Annotated in this window: 13 protein-coding genes; 4 read left to right on the top strand and 9 right to left on the bottom strand. The window is 40.6% G+C overall.

Annotated elements, in window-relative coordinates:
* Positions 1 to 74: 74 nt before the first annotated feature.
* The 4 genes from LDL79_RS11940 (at position 75) to LDL79_RS11955 (ending at position 3,693) form a co-directional block, all read left to right on the top strand.
* The gene (locus tag LDL79_RS11940) at positions 75 to 1,253 is read left to right on the top strand and encodes an AIR synthase related protein (protein ID WP_225597835.1); all 1,179 of its coding nucleotides are present in this window, start codon (positions 75 to 77) and stop codon (positions 1,251 to 1,253) included.
* Between the two features lie 25 nt (positions 1,254 to 1,278).
* On the top strand, positions 1,279 to 2,277 hold the full coding sequence (locus LDL79_RS11945; protein WP_225597836.1) for a DUF3078 domain-containing protein: 999 nt from the start codon (positions 1,279 to 1,281) through the stop codon (positions 2,275 to 2,277).
* An 83-nt stretch (positions 2,278 to 2,360) separates the two neighbouring features.
* On the top strand, positions 2,361 to 3,101 hold the full coding sequence (locus LDL79_RS11950; RefSeq protein WP_225597837.1) for a hypothetical protein: 741 nt from the start codon (positions 2,361 to 2,363) through the stop codon (positions 3,099 to 3,101).
* Between the two features lie 64 nt (positions 3,102 to 3,165).
* Positions 3,166 to 3,693 carry a hypothetical protein gene (locus LDL79_RS11955; protein ID WP_225597838.1) on the top strand — a complete coding sequence of 176 codons (528 nt, stop codon included), beginning with the start codon at positions 3,166 to 3,168 and terminating at the stop codon, positions 3,691 to 3,693.
* A gap of 93 nt (positions 3,694 to 3,786) precedes the next feature.
* On the opposite strand, the gene rhaM is transcribed toward LDL79_RS11955, so the two are convergent.
* From rhaM to LDL79_RS12000, 9 genes are all read right to left on the bottom strand, one after another.
* Positions 3,787 to 4,107: an L-rhamnose mutarotase gene (gene rhaM / locus LDL79_RS11960; RefSeq protein ID WP_225597839.1), complete on the bottom strand. Its 321-nt coding sequence runs from the start codon at positions 4,105 to 4,107 to the stop codon at positions 3,787 to 3,789.
* A 4-nt stretch (positions 4,108 to 4,111) separates the two neighbouring features.
* On the bottom strand, positions 4,112 to 5,497 hold the full coding sequence (locus tag LDL79_RS11965; protein ID WP_225597840.1) for a DUF4861 family protein: 1,386 nt from the start codon (positions 5,495 to 5,497) through the stop codon (positions 4,112 to 4,114).
* 38 nt (positions 5,498 to 5,535) lie between these two features.
* Positions 5,536 to 6,867 (bottom strand): sulfatase-like hydrolase/transferase, encoded by a 1,332-nt coding sequence (locus LDL79_RS11970; RefSeq protein WP_225597841.1) that lies wholly within the window; start codon positions 6,865 to 6,867, stop codon positions 5,536 to 5,538.
* Between the two features lie 247 nt (positions 6,868 to 7,114).
* Positions 7,115 to 8,875: a RagB/SusD family nutrient uptake outer membrane protein gene (locus tag LDL79_RS11975; protein ID WP_225597842.1), complete on the bottom strand. Its 1,761-nt coding sequence runs from the start codon at positions 8,873 to 8,875 to the stop codon at positions 7,115 to 7,117.
* A 12-nt stretch (positions 8,876 to 8,887) separates the two neighbouring features.
* Positions 8,888 to 12,079 (bottom strand): SusC/RagA family TonB-linked outer membrane protein, encoded by a 3,192-nt coding sequence (locus tag LDL79_RS11980; protein WP_225597843.1) that lies wholly within the window; start codon positions 12,077 to 12,079, stop codon positions 8,888 to 8,890.
* 20 nt (positions 12,080 to 12,099) lie between these two features.
* The gene (locus LDL79_RS11985; RefSeq protein ID WP_225597844.1) at positions 12,100 to 13,557 is read right to left on the bottom strand and encodes a fasciclin domain-containing protein; all 1,458 of its coding nucleotides are present in this window, start codon (positions 13,555 to 13,557) and stop codon (positions 12,100 to 12,102) included.
* A 31-nt stretch (positions 13,558 to 13,588) separates the two neighbouring features.
* Positions 13,589 to 15,280, bottom strand: coding sequence for a fasciclin domain-containing protein (locus LDL79_RS11990; protein ID WP_225597845.1), 1,692 nt, complete (start codon positions 15,278 to 15,280; stop codon positions 13,589 to 13,591).
* A gap of 9 nt (positions 15,281 to 15,289) precedes the next feature.
* Complete coding sequence (locus LDL79_RS11995; protein WP_225597846.1) at positions 15,290 to 16,783, bottom strand: RagB/SusD family nutrient uptake outer membrane protein; 1,494 nt, start codon at positions 16,781 to 16,783, stop codon at positions 15,290 to 15,292.
* 17 nt (positions 16,784 to 16,800) lie between these two features.
* Positions 16,801 to 20,079 (bottom strand): SusC/RagA family TonB-linked outer membrane protein, encoded by a 3,279-nt coding sequence (locus LDL79_RS12000; RefSeq protein ID WP_072983949.1) that lies wholly within the window; start codon positions 20,077 to 20,079, stop codon positions 16,801 to 16,803.

The raw sequence follows: 20,079 nt of genomic DNA on the forward strand, positions 1-20,079 counted from the left end.
AAAAGCTTTTTTTAAAAACGTCCTGAAATATCAGGACGTTTTTATTTCTTACTTTTGCCAAATAATTAACAATCATGAGTCAAGAGATTTCTAAACGCTACGCTCAGCGTGGTGTTTCTGCCGGTAAGGAAGAAGTGCATAATGCCATTAAAAATGTCGATAAAGGATTATTTCCTAAAGCATTTTGTAAAATAGTCCCTGATTATCTGACCGGTAGTGAAGAGCATTGTTTAATTATGCACGCTGATGGTGCCGGGACCAAATCTTCACTCGCTTATATGTATTGGAAGGAAACCGGCGATCTTTCCGTTTGGAAAGGAATTGCTCAGGATGCGTTAATTATGAATATCGACGATCTTCTTTGCGTGGGTGCTACCGATAATATTTTGCTTTCGTCAACGATTGGCCGAAACAAAAACCTGATCACCGGCGAAGTCATTTCTGCAATCATAAATGGTACCGAAGAATTGATAGCTGACCTTGAGAAGCACGGTGTTTCTATCAAAAGTACCGGTGGGGAAACCGCAGATGTTGGTGATCTCGTGCGCACCATAATCGTAGATTCTACGGTGACGGCGAGAATGAAAAAAGAAGATGTTATTGATAATGCAAATATTAAACCCGGTGATGTTATCGTAGGTCTGGCTAGTTTTGGTCAATCTACTTATGAAACAGAGTATAATGGTGGTATGGGAAGTAACGGTCTTACTTCTGCACGTCACGATGTTTTTGACAACTATTTAGCCGAAAAATTCCCTGAGAGTTTTGATAAAGCTGTACCGGAAGATTTGGTGTACAGTGGCTCTAAAAAACTTACAGATTCCGTTGAAGCGAGTCCGTTAGACGCCGGAAAATTAGTGTTATCTCCAACACGAACTTACGCACCTGTGATTAAAAAGATTTTAGCTTCCGTAGATAAAAGTTTACTACACGGGATGGTGCATTGCAGTGGTGGAGCGCAGACTAAAATTTTACATTTTGTTGAAAATCTGCACATTATTAAAGACAATCTATTTGAGGTTCCGCCACTATTCAAACTTATTCAAGAAGAAAGCGGTACTGATTGGAAAGAGATGTATCAGGTTTTCAATATGGGACATAGAATGGAATTGTATGTAGATCCAAGTCTGGCTCAGGATATTATTGAGATCTCTAAATCCTTCAATATAGATGCTCAGATCGTTGGGCGCGTTGAGGCTTCAAATGAGAAGTCACTAACAATTAAATCGCCCTTTGGTACGTTTGAATATTAATAAGTAATCTGTAAAATCAAATGATTTGAAAAGACTTGTATACTTCACTCTATGCTGCGTCATCCTTTTGACAGGTAAAACTGTTCATGCGCAGCACGTCGCTTTTCCGCTTCCTATTAAAAAGAATTTAGTAAAACGATTAACTGAACAATTAGCTCCAAAACCGGAGACCAATTGGCAAGAATTGAATCGTGTGGGAATTGATTTAAGTGAAGTTGCTTTTGTGAATTGGAATGCCGGTGGTAGTAATTCCATTTCTGGTCTTGCCGAAGTGGTTCTAGAACGTAATTATTCTGATAAAAAGCGCAAGTGGCGTAATAAACTTATTACGCGCTACGGAGTAAACAGTCAAGAAGGGCAGGAGTTACGCAAAACGGATGATAATCTAGAACTTACCTCAGATTTTGGATACCGCCGCGATACCTTATCTAACTGGTACTATTCAGCTAAATTTAGATTTGCTTCTCAATTTACAAATGGATATAAATATCCTGATACCAGCACGCCAATTTCTCAGTTCATGGCTCCGGGCTACATCTTTTTAGGGGTAGGCGGTGAGTATGGGCAACGCTTAGATAACTTATCTATATACGCTTCTCCATTAACCTATAAATCAACTTTTGTACTTGATCAGGACCTGGCTAACAATGGTGCTTTTGGTGTTGAGCCCGCGGTGCGCGATGCTGATGGAAATATTATTAGGGAAGGTTCAAACGTCAATAGCGAATTGGGAATTTTGATACAGAGTTCTTTAAATGCTCAGGTTATGGAGAATATTAACCTAACCAATCTGGTCAATCTTTATACTGATTATCTAAAAAGCTTCGGGAATGTTGATATAGACTGGGAACTCAACTTGAATTTTAAAGTGAATAGTTTTGTGCTGGCTAAAGTGGGATCACATTTAAAATACGATAATGACGTAAAAATTACCGAAACCAACGTTGACGGTGAAGAAGTAGTAATGGGAGCCAGAACTCAATGGAAACAACAACTGGGGATTGGCGTTGTTGTAGATTTTTAATCCTTATGGCATTTCTAAAACCAATTGGTTAACTTTTACGTAATTATGAGACAACCCCTAATAGTGTTTAATGGTATAAAACTATGACCCCAAAGTATTTATTGAATGATAAAGGCAAGTACTTATCTTTTATAGGTTTGCTTATTATCATTAACCTCACCGTTATTGCCTTGACCGATCTCGAAACAAGCAGGTTGACACGCCTTATAAGTATCGGTACTTTTTTTGCGTATTATCTGATCAAGAAAGAACTCCTAAACCTTTGGACGGTTATTGCGTTCTTATTTTTAATAGGAAGAGATATATTTTTCCAATTCTATGAAGAACCTTGGGGGTACAAATCTTACCTAATCCTCGGTACATTGTGTTATCTGACCATAGTTTTTGAACGGCTTCCTAAAATTTCACAGATAAATTTTAAACCCGGCGTAGTACTCATTACGCTTATTCTAGTTGCCGCAAATACCTATACGCTTTATGTGATTATGAATATGAGTATGGTAACCTATACCTTTCACGATGGTGTAGAACCCATACTTCTCTATGTTTACGGGGCAGCTATGATGGTTCTGGGTGTTCAGGCGATTGCTTACAATAACAAGTACAACAGCAACAGGTCGTTATTATATATCTTTTTTGCTTTTGGTTTTATATTCTCAGACATAGCCGCTTTATTTGCATATTATTTTGAATTTGAGATTTTCTATTTCTTCGATCGATTTTTCTTTTTAGGAGCGATGGCTATGTTGGTGCAGTACGGTCTCAATTATGAGAGTGTAAAAGAAGAATTCTATCAGTATGAGATGATTGATAAGAATCTTTAAGACTAAAACATTTCTTAGCGCCGCCAAAGGTAATACCCGAGGTAATTTAATTTAATTCATTTTTATGGCTAGAATTTTAGGGATTGGATCACGCGTTAAACACGCTGAATATGGGGTTGGCGTTGTGACCAATGTCACTTCAGAACTTTACTGGATCACTTTTATTGACAACGGTCTTGAAACGGTTACTATTGATACCGAAATGGAAATCATTGAGGCGGTTGATGATGAGGTAGATACAGTAAGTTTTTATGAGGTCGAAAAGACGTTGCGCAACCTACTGAAGCAGTATTCAGATATTTCTGAGATCGTACCTATAGCTGATAAATACAAAGGCGGCACCCTCACGTTAAGTCCGGCAGATGCCGGTCTGGCAAGTAAAGATATTCCTATTGAAACCTTCTTTCACAAGATCGTAATGGTGCGAGATCGTATTCGAGTGATGGAACAGAAGATCAACAGCAGTAAAAATCTTGACGATCAAGAGAAAATAGATCTTCAGCAATATATAACGCGTATTTACGGTAGTTTGACAACCTTTAATGTACTGTTTAAAAACAGTTCGCAAAACTTTAAAGGCTCTAGTAAATAAGGCCAGTAGCATTTAAAGCAGCTTATCAGAACAAAACCCTGAATATTGACATTCAGGGTTTTTGTTTTTAGTTTCTATTTGTGAAACTTGGTCTTACTCCTTTTGCAGCTCAAAAACTTCATTTAAGGGGGTTTCTACAGGAGAATGGTCTGCGTTGGTTTCCATAATGTCAGCCATATAAGCCCACCATTTCTTTACAATGGGATCCTGCGGAAGTGCCGCAGTGGTATGCCCTTCTTTGAGTTGTTGAAATGCAAAAAGCTTCAGGCTAGATTCATCCAGAAAAATATGATAGGTTTCAATCCCGGAATCGTTTAGAAGTTTTTGCAGTTCCGGCCAGATCAAATCGTGACGGCGTTTATATTCTTTCTCAAAACCGGGTTTGAGTTGCATGGTAAAAGCGTGAACAGGCATAGTATTAATTTTCTATTTGAATATCGATCTCTGTATATAATTGGTTAGCCAATTGCTCTACATAAGATTTGAAATAGGCAGCATCTTTAAATTTTGGCTCTTGACTCAATTCCCAACCAGAAACTCCATAATAGGTCACCGGCGTGTCGTTGCCTACATTGAGTTTAGCCAAATAGGATTGTGTGAAATTTCCGGTGCTTGGTGCTTCAGCATAATTTTGATAGGCAGTAGCAGGCAGAATCAATGCACTTCCCATAACCCATTTACGATCGTAGGTTAAGCTGTCATGTTGAATAAGCGCAACCCATTTTTCGGATTTTAATTCTTCTACACCATTTTTATTGTTAATGTTTGAAAGCCCGATGGCGAGCGTATCGCCTTGCTGTAATCCGGCAACCGAAACCGTATTTTGATAGGCATACATCCCCGGCCAGATACTTGTAGTCTCTTCCGCTTGATACGTATTTCCTGCGGTGTTCCAGTTAGTATAGTCAATATGCATGGTTGATTTAACAGCACCTTCTTCAACAATTTTAAAATGGGTTTGTTCTACATTGCTAAGTGTGTCTGTAACCAGAATTCCTAAACGTCTGATGCTGTCCTTCGCGATAACTCCAAAACCACCCAGCCCGGCTGAATTCCCCACCGGGAAAACATCGCGGCCCCAAGCTTCCATCGTATGGTAATTGTCAACAACTGCGCCAGCTGAATCCAGACCAACATTTTCCGGAGAAATAGCTGCAGTTTTCTTCCCGTAAACGTCTTTTGCGTTTCTTCCGTCAAGATAATGTCTAAAGGCAACCTTGTCGTTTTCCCAAGTAGGGCCATCGGTTTGATACTTTTGAAAACCTAAAGCTTTCGGCATATCTTCAGCAGAGAGCGTCTCTTCTAAAGCAGGTTGTACCGGTTGGTCTTTCGCCTCACGTTTACCAAAACGTATACTTGTTTTTAGGTCATATTGAGGAGCTTCTGCAACCCACTCAAGCTGAATTTTTTTAGCTTCTTTTGGCTCAAAATCCAAAACAAAAAATAGATGATCAGCTGTGCCATCTGCATCCATATCACTCAATTGCGAGGCTATGGTATCTTGATCAAGTGTAAGTAGCGGATAGTTTTTTGAAGCGGTATACTCTAATTTTTCTAGCGCAATGGCAACAGCTTTATCAGTAAGCGAAATGTCCTCAGGATTGGTAAGGCTAATTTGTGTCAGTGCTTTTTCCTTATGCTGTGAGCAGCCGGCCAATCCTAAAATGAGGAAGGCGGTGCTCAGGCATTTTATTGACATAGGCAGCCAGCTTAGGACTTCTAGGTTCACTTTAAAATTAAAACTGTGTTTTTTTTGAATACCTCCTGGATTTGCCTCTTGATTGGTTGTTTTAGAAATGCTCATACTTTTTTTATTTTAGGCTGAATTTTAGCAGGAATGCTTTAATGTTTAAGCTCCACATTGACTTGCGGAGTATCTTTAGAAAACTCTTCCTTTAAAATTACTTTTAATTCATCAACTTTCTTAGGTTGTTCTAAAGCTATATTTTGGGTTTCTGAAGGATCACTTTCAATATCATACAATTCAAAATCGGCTTGACCTTCAAGGTGGCGCGTTCTAATAAGTTTAAACGGCGGAACAATCAAAGATTCTTGCAAATGACCTCGAGTGTAAATAGGCTTTTTGCGGGCGCTCGGTGATGAAGTTAGTAATTTTTCGACCGATTCCCCTTCCACCGAAGGCGGTATTGCTGTAGCCTGCGCCCATTGTAAAAAGGTAGGCATCCAGTCAGAGACATTAATATAATTTGAAGACGAACCTTTGGCATTGAGTTTCGGCCAAGAAAAAATTGCAGGAACACGAAGAGCTCCTTCATAGTTAGAAGTTTTAAAATCTCTCAACGGTAGATTACTGCCCAGAGTATAATTAGGACCATATTTACCTTCATATTGTGTGGTAGGAATCCATTGTTCTTGAGCTCCGTTATCGCTTACAAAGAGAATGACTGTATTTTCAGCTCTTTGAGTTTGCTTTAATTTCTGCAGCACTTTGCCAATGCCGTGATCCATATGACTCATCGCAGCGGCATAAGCGCGTCGTGAACTGTCTGCAATTGAACTGTACTGTTCTAACCATTCTTGAGGTTCCTGCAACGGAATATGTGGTGCGCTGTATGCCAACTGCAGGTAAAAGGTTTTTTCGGGATTTAGAGTGTCTAAATAATGTATCGCGCCGGCTGTAAGTAAATCTGTTACGTGCCCTTCTTCGGTAATGAATTTCCCATTTTTATACCAGGTGCTGTCGCCATTTTTATACGTATGCGCATACTGATCTAGTTGACCGTGTAAAAATCCGTAGGAAAAATCAAACCCATAGGCTTCGGGACCACTTTCGGGTTTTAGGCCTAAATGCCATTTACCCATTAATGCTGTGTTGTAGTTAAGCGCACCAAGTGCCTGAGGTAAGGTTGTAATGCTATCCAGTAGATTGAGTTCACTGCGACCACTTATAGGAGCTACGATGCCCATTCTGCTTGCCGGACGCCCGGTTAAGAAACTAGCGCGAGCAGGGGAGCAGGTGGGGTAGGTGTAGTAACGTTCTAAAAGAAGTCCTTGCGCGGCCAGACTGTCTAAAGTAGGCGTTTTGATTTCTGAACCATGAATCCCTAAATCATTCCAGCCCGCGTCATCAGCAATAATGACTAAAAAGTTCGGTTTATCAGTGGAAACTTCAGATTTAGTACTGTGATTTTCCTTGCAAGAAACACTCACCATAATGGACACTATGCAAGAAAAGAATAAACAGAAAATTGATGAGAATCTTGGCATAGGTTGTAATGAATAGCGTTTAATTAAAGGAAGCTATTCAAAGTTAGCGATCAAGCTAAGGTATTCTATCCTGTTCTCTCCTGTGTGTTTGCAGAGATTCACAAACTGCTGTAAAACAACAATGCCGCGGTGTTACCCGCAGCATTATCGTCTCAAAATTAGAATTAAATCTAAACACAAACAAAATCGTTAGTTACTCTTCATCGTTCCATACAAAAGGGAGGTACCAGTTTTCTTGAGACATTAATTTGGTACGTACGGCAGAAGCTTCTGCATTGCCTTGCGCATTCAGTTTAGCATAGATCTTATCAGCTAAAAATGCAGGATCGTTACGATGTATTGCTACCCGCACTAAGTCCCCCCAGCGATTGCCTTCAAAAGCAAGTTCGAGCGCAGCTTCTTCAATTAAATTATTTTCTATGGAAATCAAGCTGTCCCCATACACCGGCGCACGCTCGAGATAGGCTCTACCTCGCAGACCACCGTTGCGATACCAATTTCCTCTGTAGAATGGGAAATCACCTTGTCGCGCATCAAAATCATAAGGAAACGGAAGATTAGTCTGTTCTATATCTGTCACATCTTCAACGCCTTCAACGGTATATTCATTTTGTAAGCCATAGTTTAGTAAAGCATCAGCGAGACGGTGCTGCCCATCGCGGTTTGCCGCTTCAGCATAACGTAAATGCAATTTTGCTGCTCGATAAAGAAACCATCTGCCATCGCGTTGAAATACATCTACCGGCAATTGACTTACTGGGTCTAAGTAGTTATACAAGTACTTCATGATAACCGGATTACCGTTAATCATAGAGTAGGAGAACTTAGAACCGCGGGCATCATAAGGAAACCCGTTGAGCTGCGTTTGATCTTCCCACAAATTCATCGCTTCTTGAGACGGCTTGAGTAAGTAGTTGCCATTCTGATTAGAAAATAAATTGATGAACGGATTTTCAGGCGCAAAGCTGGAGTCAAAGGGTAGTGACCAGATCCACTCGGTGTTCCATAAGGCATCAGGCTCTCTAGAAAACATAGAACGCCAACCTTGTGTATTGTTATTGATCAGCGCTTGAGCATCTTGCTCGCGGTAACGTATATAACCTACAGCTAAGTCATTATTGCTTGCGATCTCAGCATATTTTACGCGGTAAACATCATAGCGTTCAGAGTCGCTACCACTGTCTGAGGCGGTTTCTAAAACCACTTTGTAGTGCGATGCTGCCTGCACATAATTACCTCGCCATAAATGTAAATCACCTAGCAAACATTCTTTATTGATGAAAAATTTCCCGGTATTATAACCGTCAACATCTATGAGTAAAGTGCTATTAGCACTGTAAGTATCTGTAAAAGGCAAGCCTTCGGTGAATGTGATGAGCTCATTTAATAATTCCTCAAATTGAATGCGTGGATATTGATTGAGGTTGCGAATATCGTTTAGGTTCTCGACCGGCTCCGTGATGTAAGGCACCTGACCGTAGTGAATTCCTAATTGTAAGTATAACCAACTTCTTAAAGTTCCTATATCTGAGTAGCGCTCATTATATTCGTTACTGTCTAATCTGTTATCAGCGCGCATAAGATCAAAATTCTTCAGCACATCGTTACAATTGTTGATTACCTCGTAGAAATCTTTCGGACTCGCGTATGGGTTTTCGGCGGTTACGCTATGTTCGCTAAGTTGAGTGTAAAATGGACCAGCATTATAGGTAGGGCTTACTAAATCTGCACGCAATTCGTTAAGAACAACGTATTTTTCTGCAAGTCCCATAAACTTTCCATAGATACCCACCACAGCGGCATCTGCGTCAAAAACATCGCGATAGACCTGATCTTGATTCAGTTGGTCCTGAGGTTCCACATCTAGATATTCTTGACAAGAACCTAATCCTAAAAGCAATGCAAGAGCCCCAAGCTTTAGCGTATATTTTGTATTTGTAAATAGTTTCATCATCTCTTTCTTAAATTATAGTCCTAGTCTTAAACCCATTTGTATTGTAGTAAACTGTGGCATTAACCCCAGATCTGCTCCTTGACCAAAAATTGAAGAAGTAGCACTAAACTCTGGGTCGTAGCCTAAATAATCAGTCAGCGTAAACAGATTATTTGCTGAAGCGTATACCTTAAATGATTTTATATGTTCTAGATCTATTGAAACATCATAGGCCACAACAAGGGTTTTAAGTCGTAAATAAGAGCCATCCTCAATCCAGCGATCAGAGAATGAAGCGTTGCCTAATGGATCGCCCCAAACTGCTCTGGGTATTGTAGTCTGCTGACCTTCTGCAACCCAGCGATTGTTTACAGCAATGGTCTGGTTCTCATAACCACTCATTTTCTCAAGATTATAGCGTACACCATTGTAAAGATCATTGCCTAGCGAAAAATTGAACAAGCTCGAAATGCTTAAGCGTTTCCATTTAAAGTTTGCGCTGAAACTTCCAAAGAGATCCGGATTAGGATTTCCTATTACGACCCGATCATCATCGTCAATAATGCCGTCATTGTTTAAATCTGTAAAAATGACATCACCGCCACTAAAAGCACGCAGCGCACCATTTTCCATTCTTCTACTTAAACCTGCGGCTTGAGCGTCGGCGGTAGTTGCATAAACACCGTTAGTCTCATACCCAAAAAATAAATTAGCATCCTGACCTTCATGCGTGATATAGGTTGCGCCACCAAATTCAGAAATAATAGGTCCCGAAGGTAAACCGGTCACCTCATTGACGTAGCGCGAAAGGTTGAGTCCTAAGTCAAACTTAACATCAGAAGTATTTACCAGTAGGGTATTCAGGCTTAAGTCAATGCCTTGTGTTTGCATATCGCCACTGTTAGAAACTACATAGTTAAAACCGCTTGTGGTATTAACCGGCTCGTAAGTAATCATATCAGAAGTTTTATTTTGATACACATCAACTGAAGCATTAAAGCGCTCGTTGAACAAGCTCAAGTCAAGACCTAAATTCAGTTTAGATACTGTTTCCCATTTGAGTTCGGGATTCCCAATATTTCCGCGAACGAGGCCTTGAATCCCTAAAAGATTCTGGGATACATAAAGCTGCTGTGAGGTAAAATTACCAATGTCATCGTTACCGCTTACTCCGTAGCTTGCTCTCAATTTTAAAAGGTCTAAAGCCGAAGCATTTTTAAAAATATCCTCTGAAGAAAGCAGCCACGCTCCTGATACAGACCCTAAGGCTGCAAATTGAGAATCTCCAATGTTGAAGCCTCCATTTTGAATATCATCTCCAAAGCGACTAGAACTATCAATTGCCCCATTAAGCGTTAAATAATATTTGTTGAGGTAATCATATTCTGCGCTGAGGTAGCCGTTGATCCACTTCCATTCGCCTAAAGAACCTCCTACAACACGAAGTAAATTGCTCCCGGCGCCCACTGTTGTAAAATCATCTGTAGCCGAATTGAATCCAAGACCTAGATCGCTTTCAGATTCGTTGCTTTGTGTTCTAAAGCCTAATCTGAGATCTAAACCGTGCGTATTATTGAAGCGTTTTCCATAATTCAAATAGGTGTCAGTATACAGAGAGTATAAACGTTGTACTTCACTACCGCTGCGGTTGTTACCTATCGCCGTAGGTAAAATAACATCTGCCACACCAAAATCAGGTATAAAGAAAGACTCTCGTTCTTTGTTATATGTAAGCCCAACCAGCATATTAGCCTGTAGATTTTCGGCGATGCTATAATTGAAGTCCAGATTCCCGTAAAAGCGATAATTTTTATTAATGCCAATTCCGTTCTCAATAATTGCAAGCGGATTTCCCACATTAAATAGATCAACATCAGATAAATTAGGAGAAACTTCTCCGGCTGCATTGATCACATTTATTGCTGTAAATGGAGCTTTAGTGAGTGCCAGATACATTGGGCTGGTTTTGTACGCTAAACCTTGATCTCGTAAATGCTCTGTATTATGAATAAAGGAAAGATTTGCGTTTACGGTCAGTTTTTCGGTTAATCTAAGTGCGGCATTCAAGCGGGTGTTATACCGCTCAAGGCCTGTATTTCTAATTACACCTTCGCTGTTGAGATAACCCACCGAAAGGCCATATTTTGCAATATCATCACCTCCTCTAATTTTTAAAAAATAGTTTTGGTTTGCACTGCTTTTAAAAACCTGATCTTGCCAGTTGGTTTGATTATGATAAGCATAGTAATTCTCACTTTGTCGATCATCATTCATCCAAGGGTAATTGGCTATTTGTTGCTGAGTATCTCCGCGTGTGGCAACAAGCTGAGACAAATAGGTTCTGTAGTCTCCTGACCGCAATACGGGCAGTTCATTAGGTTCTTGATTGATTCCGCCGTACATCGTAAAATCTATTTTTGTACTTAGATCAACTGGTCGGGTGGTGGTGATAATGATCACCCCGTTAGCTCCTTTGGTTCCGTAAATTGAAGAACCATCTTTCAAAACAGTTATATCTTCAATGTCTTTTACCTCTAGCATTGAAAGTGGAGAAGAACCGGTATACTGAATGATTCCGGATCCATAATCTTCATCATCGTAGATCATACCGTCTACAATAAGTAAAGGTTTATTTGTAGCATAAAGCGAATTGAAACCTCGTAGTGTAAGATTTGCGCCCGCTCCCGGCACGCCAGATTTACGTACACTGTTGAGGCCGGCTACACGCCCTTGTAAAAAATCTGCAACCGACTCATTTACCGGGTTGCCCCATTGTCCTTCAGAAAAGTTTACCGTAGTGGCAGCCTTTGGATTGGTATATTGTAAAGCTTGCCCTCCGGGTAATTCTGAATTTTGATAAAACTGAGAATAGTTGGCTTCATAAAGCGAAATTTCAATTCCGCTAGATCTGTTGTTAAGCGGGTATACTTTACTTTGAAACTCTTGACCGCTAATGCTAAGCAGCGCATTTAGGTGCGGCACATTTATAGAAAAACTTCCATCTTCATTACTGATGGCAGCAGAAAAATTAGGTACTGCGATGTTTATTCCAGAAATGCCTTTACCGTTTGCAGCATTTTTAATAATTCCTGTTACTGCAATTCCTTTTGAAGACTCAGAAGCTACATCAGTAGTGTCAGCAGTACTTTGAGCATAGAGCCCTTGAGTAACTCCCCCATAGAGAAACAAGCATAAAATACAGGTTAGTTGTAATATTTTGAGCATAACTATTGGTTTAAAAGACATTACTTAATTACGGGCACTAGTTTTAAATAATCTAAAGTCAGGGTATTAGCACCTGTAGAGCTTGTGTTGGCTGCAATCAGTGAGATCAGGTCAAGCATTCCGGCCTGGTCCAGAGTGAATTCGCCAATATAAACCTCCTCATACGTATTAGGAGGTACATCAGTATAATCAAGGGTAGCAATAGGATCTGTCACCGTACCATCTTCTTGAATAGTGCCACCAAACCTTAAGCGTTGTTGAAATGTGTTTGATTGTATATCATTGATCGCACGCCAGTAAACCTCGTAAGTCGTGCTATAAAGATTGTTAGCATTATAGTAGATAGAGAACAACGGCACTTCGTGGTTTTGCACCATGATGTCATAAAACAGTTCTCCGTCAGGATCTTCTTTTTCGCGATAATAGGTGTTCCCACGCTTGTCACCTTGACTAAAACCTGATGGTTCTTCACCTTCAATTAGCGTAGTCAGCAAACGAGTTTCTAAAGGCACATCTAAACTGCGCATAACATATACAATCCCATTACTCAACTGCACTTCTTCAACGATAGCATCTGTATCTATAGGGACTTTAACACCAAACTTTGAAGTGAGTGTATCTGGCAAATTTTCGCGAGCAATTGCTTTGTGAAATGCCAAGTCCCGTACAGTAAAATAGCTGGCATAGGTTGTGGTAGAATCTTCGTTGCTTTTTATCAAATAAGGTTCAAGCTTTTGAACTTCGCTTTGATAGGCTTCATCTTCCATCAAGAAAAAGGTATACTTATTCTGCTCATTGTTGAGGTTGTAAACATTGGTGAAAAACGAATTGGTCAAAGAATCTGAAAAGAGTTCAGGCATAAGTGCTGCAGTTGCTTTTGCAGTGCTATCCCTTTGATATAGGTTAAATTCATTAAGGTCAATCAAAAAGGAGCTCATAGCATTTGCCGAAGCATCAGTGTTTAAATATTCCCAAATATTTTGTTTAGGCACTAAAGCTTTATCAATTATGTGAAATAAGCCATTTGAAGCATATTGATCTGCGGTAACGACATCGGCATCAGCCATTACAGATCCATTTTTAAATTCTAAATACTTGTGCGAAAGCATTTGCACCGTTAAGGTGTCGGCTTCAGTAACCGATGAGAAGGCGGTAAGCGCTATATGATTCTCAATAAAAAGCTTTTTCGCCGAAGCGTCAGCCAATGCGTCTGCTTCAATAGTTGCCATCGCTTCATTAGTAGGCGCCCAAACCGTATAGGTTTTAGAACCTGCCAGAACTTTATCATAACCGGTTTCTTCTAAAAGCGCACCAAATTCTGAAGTTTCTGCGGTAGCAGTAATACGTTGATTTAAAGTAGTATTTAGATTTACATCAGTTGTAGCGCTATGTTCTTCCCACGGATCAGAGCACGACAGCATTGCCAGAAGGGCGATGCCGGCAGTAAAAATGCGTGTATGTTTATTTAGATAGATCATCCTTTTATGGAATTGTTTAATGTGTTTGATTTTATTCATAAATGAGTCCGTCGCCTCCTGCTTCAAATTTTGGATAAAGCTGATCCATATCTACAGGCCTGAATTCGATAACATCAATCCAAGATTGTCCCCCGGCATAAGCAAGCGACTCTAAAGTAATGGTGTGTCTTCCTGTGGTAGGCACTTCAACAATACCAGCTAATCGCGAATTAAATCTGCTAGTGGTAACACTCAAGTGACGCTTATATCCCTGAGATTCCAGGACACGCTCAGGAAGTTCGGTATTACCGTATTCGGTAAAATTGATCAGGCGTGGTAATGCTTCGCCGTTAAACAATACTCTTACAGAACTTGATGCACGAGCATTTTGACGATAGGAAACCCAAATTTTGTAGCGTCCTTTTATGATCACAGGTGTGGTAAAAGCCAGATTGTTGATCACTCCGGTTCTGTGTCTTAAAAGCTCTACAACGTCACCATGCCAAGCCTGAGATAGCTGCGCTCCATCACCAGTGGCAGCAGCCAGATAGCCCATCTTAAAGGCTTCATTACCTTCCCAGGTTACTTCAGATAATTCTGATCTGGCCAACTCGGCATAGTTACCCGGTTTTCTAAAAACGGCACTTAGTTGTCTGTATTCCGGTTGATCTGCAACATCAAAATATACAGGAGCCGGAAAACGTTTTTTAATAAAGAAATTATCATTTACATAGTGCAACACACCGTTAGACGCCGTGATATCACTTTGCGCTCTATTGATCTGAACGCCCGGTTCAAAAATTCCATTGAAGGTTTCCTCATTGAGTAATAAAGAATCACTAGCAAGTTTTACACTGATTACTTCTAAAGGAGCTTTAGTGAGAACTACGGACTTTACCGCAAGGTCTGCCAAGTAATCTAACTCAGGAATTATGCGGTAGGCCACAAATAGGTTTAAACTATCTTCTGGGTTGGTAGGATCGTCAAGGTGGCTGTAACGTGCTTTTAAATCTTCGATAGAATTTAAGCCGGCCTCTTGAAAAATCGCATTGGTTTGTGCCAAAACGCTAACGTGGCTTGAAATACTGTCTTGGTCATAAGTGACCGGCTGATCTAAAACATCATACCACCCTGTTTCGCGTACCGCTTCGGCAAATAATGATAATTCCGGGTCTGCATCAATGGTTTCAGCCAGTGTTTTATCAGCAACACGAAGCGCCTTGTCAATCACGTGAATCACCCCATTACCTACTTCAAGATTTGACGTGATGATGCGCGAATCTTTGTTTATAGTTATACTTGACTCGCCATTAATATTAGAAGCTCCGGTGATCAAAAATTGACCTTGCAGGCTTGGTGTTGCGATTTTTCCATCATTAAATTCAACAGTGGTCACAACATCAGAAAGTATGTGCAGCTTAGCCAGCTCTTGTAAATCTTCAAGCGGAACATCTGTTATACTTCCTGCGCCTACATCTCCTAAAAAGCCTTCAATGGCAGCATTGGTAGGAAGAAATAGGGTATAGGTCCCATAGGTATTCATAAAAGAAGCGTAGTCTGTCACTTCTAAAATCTCAAGGAATAGCGAGTATTCCTCTTCGTTAGCTCTTAAAAATTCTGTGATATTTAAAGTCTCATCTGTAGACTCCTTATATTTTTCTTGGGTACACCCAAAAACCATACTCGCTAAAGCTATAAGTATGAAGACTGATGTAAGTTTGAACCCTTTTAAATGTGTTTTCATAGCTTGATATTATTTGTAGAATGGATTCTGTGTGAGTGCTTTATTAGTGTACAGCTCAAACGTATTTATTGGTAAATAGTGGCTGTTAGGATCCTGAAGTTTTGCAAGAATACTTTGCTGTTGATTGGCAGGAGCACTGCGCAGTGCCACACCAAGTAAGATGTCTAAATAGGCGTAGTTGTTCTTACGCGCGTTACGCAATACATCAAACCAGCGTTTTCCTTCAAAGGCAAATTCACGCGCACGTTCCGCTAGAATATAACGCCTTATCCCATCTTGATCCTGAGGCGAAACTTGTTCTTGCGTTTGCGCTATGGCAGCTCTTTTTTCTCTGAGATCTTCAATAATACTGATCGCTTCGGCGCCTCTTCCTAATTCGTTGAGGGCTTCGGCTTTCATCAATAAAGCATCAGAATATCTATAAACAAACCAGTGCGTGTCTGACTCTTGTAAAGCTTTGCGCTGGTCTTCGTTAAGACCGGTGAATTTGTAAATTTCATTGGTTCCCGGAACCAGTGATGCACGTTCGCCGCGCACGTCTTTGTTTTCAGGCTCATCGAAGTCTACCCCAAATACTTCTTCCAGCACCGCAGGAGCGGCCAGGTATTGCGGCTGCTGTAAAAAGATTCCGTAAAACGGACCACGATTTTCTGGTGTATATTGAAGTTCAAAAATGCTTTCGGTAGAATTGCCTATGGCAAAAACCGTGGTAAACCATTGCGGACTCGCATCAATCAATTCAAATTGTCCTGAGTTGATGATCTTATCAGCAGCGACTAAAGCCTCATCATAATTTTCTAACCACAGGTGTAGATCTGCCTGCATCGCATTGATGGCAAATTTTGTAATGCGGCCTTTGTTTTCAGGCGTATTACCATAATCTTCAACACTTAGGCGCTCTGCTTCATTAAGATCAACAAGCACTTGCGCAAAAATTTGATCTTGTGGAGTGGTTTCAAGCTGAAAATTATCTCCATCAGACAACGTGGCGTCAAGTTTTAGCGGTACATCTTTAAACGATTTCGCTAGCGTAAAATATAAATAAGCACGTATCGCCAAAGCTTCAGATAAATAATTGTTGAGCTGCTCTTGTGTAAGTGTTGGGTCTTCCTCAAGAACGTCTGGTGCAAGATCGATCACCGTATTACAGTAGTTGATAATGCGATAAAATTGAGACCAGGTCGTAATACTGTTTGACGGTAAAATATTTGTGGTTATGATATCGCTTTGATCGTTTGAAGTAAAAGCAGCCGGACTCACCATTCCTCCGCGTAATTCGCCGTACATAAATAAATATTCAGCGAGCGTTAGATCGCTTTCTGATGGCGGTGTGTTCAGCATAGCAGAATAAATTCCTATCACCGCTGCCTGAACATCTTCTTTAGTTTGCCAGAATTCTTGGCGCACGGTACCATTCTCAGGTCTGAGGTCTAAATAACTATCACAAGACAGACTTAATGCTGCAAGAAGGATAGCGAGTATATGTGTAATTCTTGTTTGCATAGATATGATTGTTCTAATTAAAATCGAGTTTGTATTCCTAAGGTAAATCGGCGCGTAGGGGGCGTTCTTGAGTAGTCAATTGCAATTCCAAAAGGATCGCCACCTCGCATATTCACTTCAGGGTCCTGACCGCGATAATTGGTAAATGTGAGCAGGTTGTCTGCTGTTACATATACGCGCAGGTCATCAAGTTTCCATTTTTTGAGAAAAGGTTTTGTAAAGTTGTAGCTGAAGGTCGCAGAGCGGAAACGCACAAAAGAAGCATCTTCTACATAGCGATCTGAACCTAACCAGTTGTAACCGGCACCGTACACCGCGCGAGGCATATTGGTCTGGTCTCCCGGATTTCTCCATCTAGACAGTACTGCGGTACTCTGATTGTCATACGTGTACATATTGGTTGTCAACATATCAGTACCATTCACGATGTCATAATCCAGACGATAGGTGAAAAACAACAACAGCTTAAACTGATCATTAAAGGTTACCGAAGGTCCAAAACCACCGGTGAATTTTGGGTTACTATTTCCCAGATAAACCACATCTCTACTGTCTATGTTTCCATCTTTATTGATGTCTTCATAGATCGCGTCTCCCGGTTGAAAAATATAATCTGTATTAGGGTAGTTGAAGCGCATGTAAACCGTTTCACCATTAGGGCCGGTAATCACATTGCCATTAGCATCCCGCGCTTGCGTAGATTCTAAGTCAGGATACACACCTTTAAAGCGATAGCCGTAAAACGAACCAAAGGGATTGTCAGTTTGTAAAAAGCGCTTGAACTCTCCATTACGATCTACATTACCGCTTTCGCTGGGGTAGAATTCTGAAATTTCTCTAATGATATTCTGGTTGCTCGCAATGTTGAAGTTGAAGTCCACCTTCCATTTATCTGTTTTGATAGGAGTGGTGTAAAGTCCTACTTCCCAACCTTGGTTATCTAAAGTACCTACGTTTTGATCAGAAAGGCTGCTGTAACCCGATACGGTGGTCAAATCTACATTTTGGAACAGTAGATCTTTTGTTCGGTTTTTATAGACATCCACATCAAGCATAATTCTTCGGTTGAACATTTGTAGATTTAAACCAATGTTCTGTCCGGTGAGGGTTTCCCAACGTAGATTGTCGAGTTCAATGTTTTGTGGGTAAACCCCGTTCATTCCTAAATAAGAAGAATTAAAGTTTCCGTAGACATTAAAATATCTGTAATCGTAACGCGGTGCGCGACCTGATTGACCATAACTGGCTCTAAAACTTAAGTCATCAATAAAATCATAGTTATCCATAAAAGGCTCACCCGAAACTCTCCAACGCGTAGAAACAGAAGGGAAAAGTGCATAGCGATTACCCGGACCAAATTTTGAATTCCCGTCGCCACGTACACCTACATTAAGAATATAACGATCTAGTAAACTGTATTGAGCATTTACTAATGCAGCGACGTTGCGAGACTGACTATTGTTATTATAAAGTTGCAATTCCGCATTTTGTGTTCTGGAAGGAACAGACGGGTCAGTAAGCAATGAAGACGCTGTGTTTGAAGTCAGTGCCTGGTGAGACTCGTATCTAAAATCATTAGTTTGAATGGATAAAAGCGTTTGCAATGAGTGGTCTTTACCGATCTCCGGTGTGTAAATAAGATTAGTCTTTGAAGTTACACTGGCAATATCTACATCCGCATCAGAAGCTTGGTTAACCACAGTTTCTGTAAACGGTCTTCCGGTTGCATTTTGTGGTAAAAATGCTTTGGCCTTGGTACTGTTGAAGTCAAATTGCAGATCAAAAGTCGAGATCAATCGGCGTGGGATTAAATCTACTTTTAGATTGAAATGCGGTACGATACGTTCTCCTGTCTGTTCGTTGGTCGCATATTCTGCCATTGCTACAGGATTGTAGGTTCGGCTATAGGCGCCTTGAATATTTTGGGCAGGAGAGAAATAATTAGGAGTAAGATCTCCTACATCGTCATACTCATAAATGCTCATATTAGGCATTTTAGTATAAGCGACGCTTCTGAGTCGGTCTCCGCTGCTGGTTCCGTTAACGTAGTTTCGGTCTGTAACCGTATGTGTATAAGCGATATCAGCCTTGAATCTTATTCTGTCTGAAACAACATAATCTAAATTCAGACGCCCATTAATACGTTGAAAAGCGGTTCCTTTAGTTACACCTTTAGAATCATAGTAACCTACTGAAGTGTAGTAGCGCGCTTTCTCACCACCACCTTGTAGAGAAAGATTGTGTTCTCCAGTTAAACCGGTCTGCGAAATGGCATCAACCCAATCTGTATTATTACCGTAGTTTTTATAGAAATATACCTCTTGTGGATCGTATTGAAATTCTTTTACAGTAAGTGTATTTAATGGCGTACCATTGCGATTCATAAATTCCTCAGGAATCAATTGAGAATATTGATCTCCGCTTAACATAGGTATGGTACGCGGTAGCTTCATAAAAGTACCGGTAAAAGTGTATCCAATTTTTGGTGCACCTACAGAACCCCGTTTGGTATTGATGACAAGCACCCCACTTGCTGCACGTGCTCCCCACATTGCTGTAGCTGCCGCATCTTTAAGTATGGTAATACTTTCAATGTCTGAGGGTGCGATGTTTAATAATGCCGCATAGCCTTGTTCGTCAGCAGAGCCAAAGTTAAAATCCTCAGGTATTGAAGTCTCATAAGGCATTCCGTCAACAACCACGAGTGGATCAGACGAACCGGTGATAGATGAAGTTCCGCGGATGCGTATTTGCATTCCCGCTCCGGGATCTCCCGAGTTTGCCGTGATATCCACACCAGGAACGCGCCCTTGCAAGGCTTCGTCTATAGAAGCAGCCTGAGTATTTTCTACATCTGCCGCCTTTACTGTAACGGTACTGGTGGTCATATTTCGTTCTGAAATATCAAGTAAACCGCTTTCTGTTGGTTTTTCAACGCTAATCATTACTTCATCAAGTTCATCTACTGATGGCGTAAGATTAATAGTGTAGCTCGATTGTCCTGAAAGAGGTATCGTTTGCGAAGTGTATCCTAAAGTTGAAATAACCAGTTTATTGCTTCGGCTTTTGACACGTATGGCAAAATTTCCGTCAAAATCTGCAATGACTCCGGTTACCGTTCTGTTTTCGGCATCTTGTTCAGCAATCGTTGCCCCGGGTATGGGTTGATTATTAGAGCTATCTAAAATAGTACCTCTAACTACCATATTGGCATCTTGAGCAAGCGTTTGGTTACTTACTAGAATAAAAAGGATTATGGTGAAACAATAATGTATAGTTGTGTAAAGTTGTCTCAT

The sequence above is a fragment of the Leeuwenhoekiella palythoae genome (assembly GCF_020310025.1).
Lineage (GTDB): Bacteria > Bacteroidota > Bacteroidia > Flavobacteriales > Flavobacteriaceae > Leeuwenhoekiella > Leeuwenhoekiella palythoae.

Excerpts from the sequence above, each read along its gene's own strand:
- LDL79_RS11940 (WP_225597835.1), top strand. The coding sequence starts at position 75 with ATGAGTCAAGAGATTTCTAAACGCTACGCTCAGCGTGGTGTTTCTGCC.
- LDL79_RS11950 (WP_225597837.1), top strand. The coding sequence starts at position 2,361 with ATGACCCCAAAGTATTTATTGAATGATAAAGGCAAGTACTTATCTTTT.
- LDL79_RS11955 (WP_225597838.1), top strand. The coding sequence starts at position 3,166 with ATGGCTAGAATTTTAGGGATTGGATCACGCGTTAAACACGCTGAATAT.
- rhaM (WP_225597839.1), bottom strand. The coding sequence starts at position 4,107 with ATGCCTGTTCACGCTTTTACCATGCAACTCAAACCCGGTTTTGAGAAA.
- LDL79_RS11965 (WP_225597840.1), bottom strand. The coding sequence starts at position 5,497 with ATGAGCATTTCTAAAACAACCAATCAAGAGGCAAATCCAGGAGGTATT.
- LDL79_RS11970 (WP_225597841.1), bottom strand. The coding sequence starts at position 6,867 with ATGGTGAGTGTTTCTTGCAAGGAAAATCACAGTACTAAATCTGAAGTT.
- LDL79_RS11975 (WP_225597842.1), bottom strand. The coding sequence starts at position 8,875 with ATGATGAAACTATTTACAAATACAAAATATACGCTAAAGCTTGGGGCT.
- LDL79_RS11980 (WP_225597843.1), bottom strand. The coding sequence starts at position 12,079 with ATGCTCAAAATATTACAACTAACCTGTATTTTATGCTTGTTTCTCTAT.
- LDL79_RS11985 (WP_225597844.1), bottom strand. The coding sequence starts at position 13,557 with ATGATCTATCTAAATAAACATACACGCATTTTTACTGCCGGCATCGCC.
- LDL79_RS11990 (WP_225597845.1), bottom strand. The coding sequence starts at position 15,280 with ATGAAAACACATTTAAAAGGGTTCAAACTTACATCAGTCTTCATACTT.
- LDL79_RS11995 (WP_225597846.1), bottom strand. The coding sequence starts at position 16,783 with ATGCAAACAAGAATTACACATATACTCGCTATCCTTCTTGCAGCATTA.
- LDL79_RS12000 (WP_072983949.1), bottom strand. The coding sequence starts at position 20,079 with ATGAGACAACTTTACACAACTATACATTATTGTTTCACCATAATCCTT.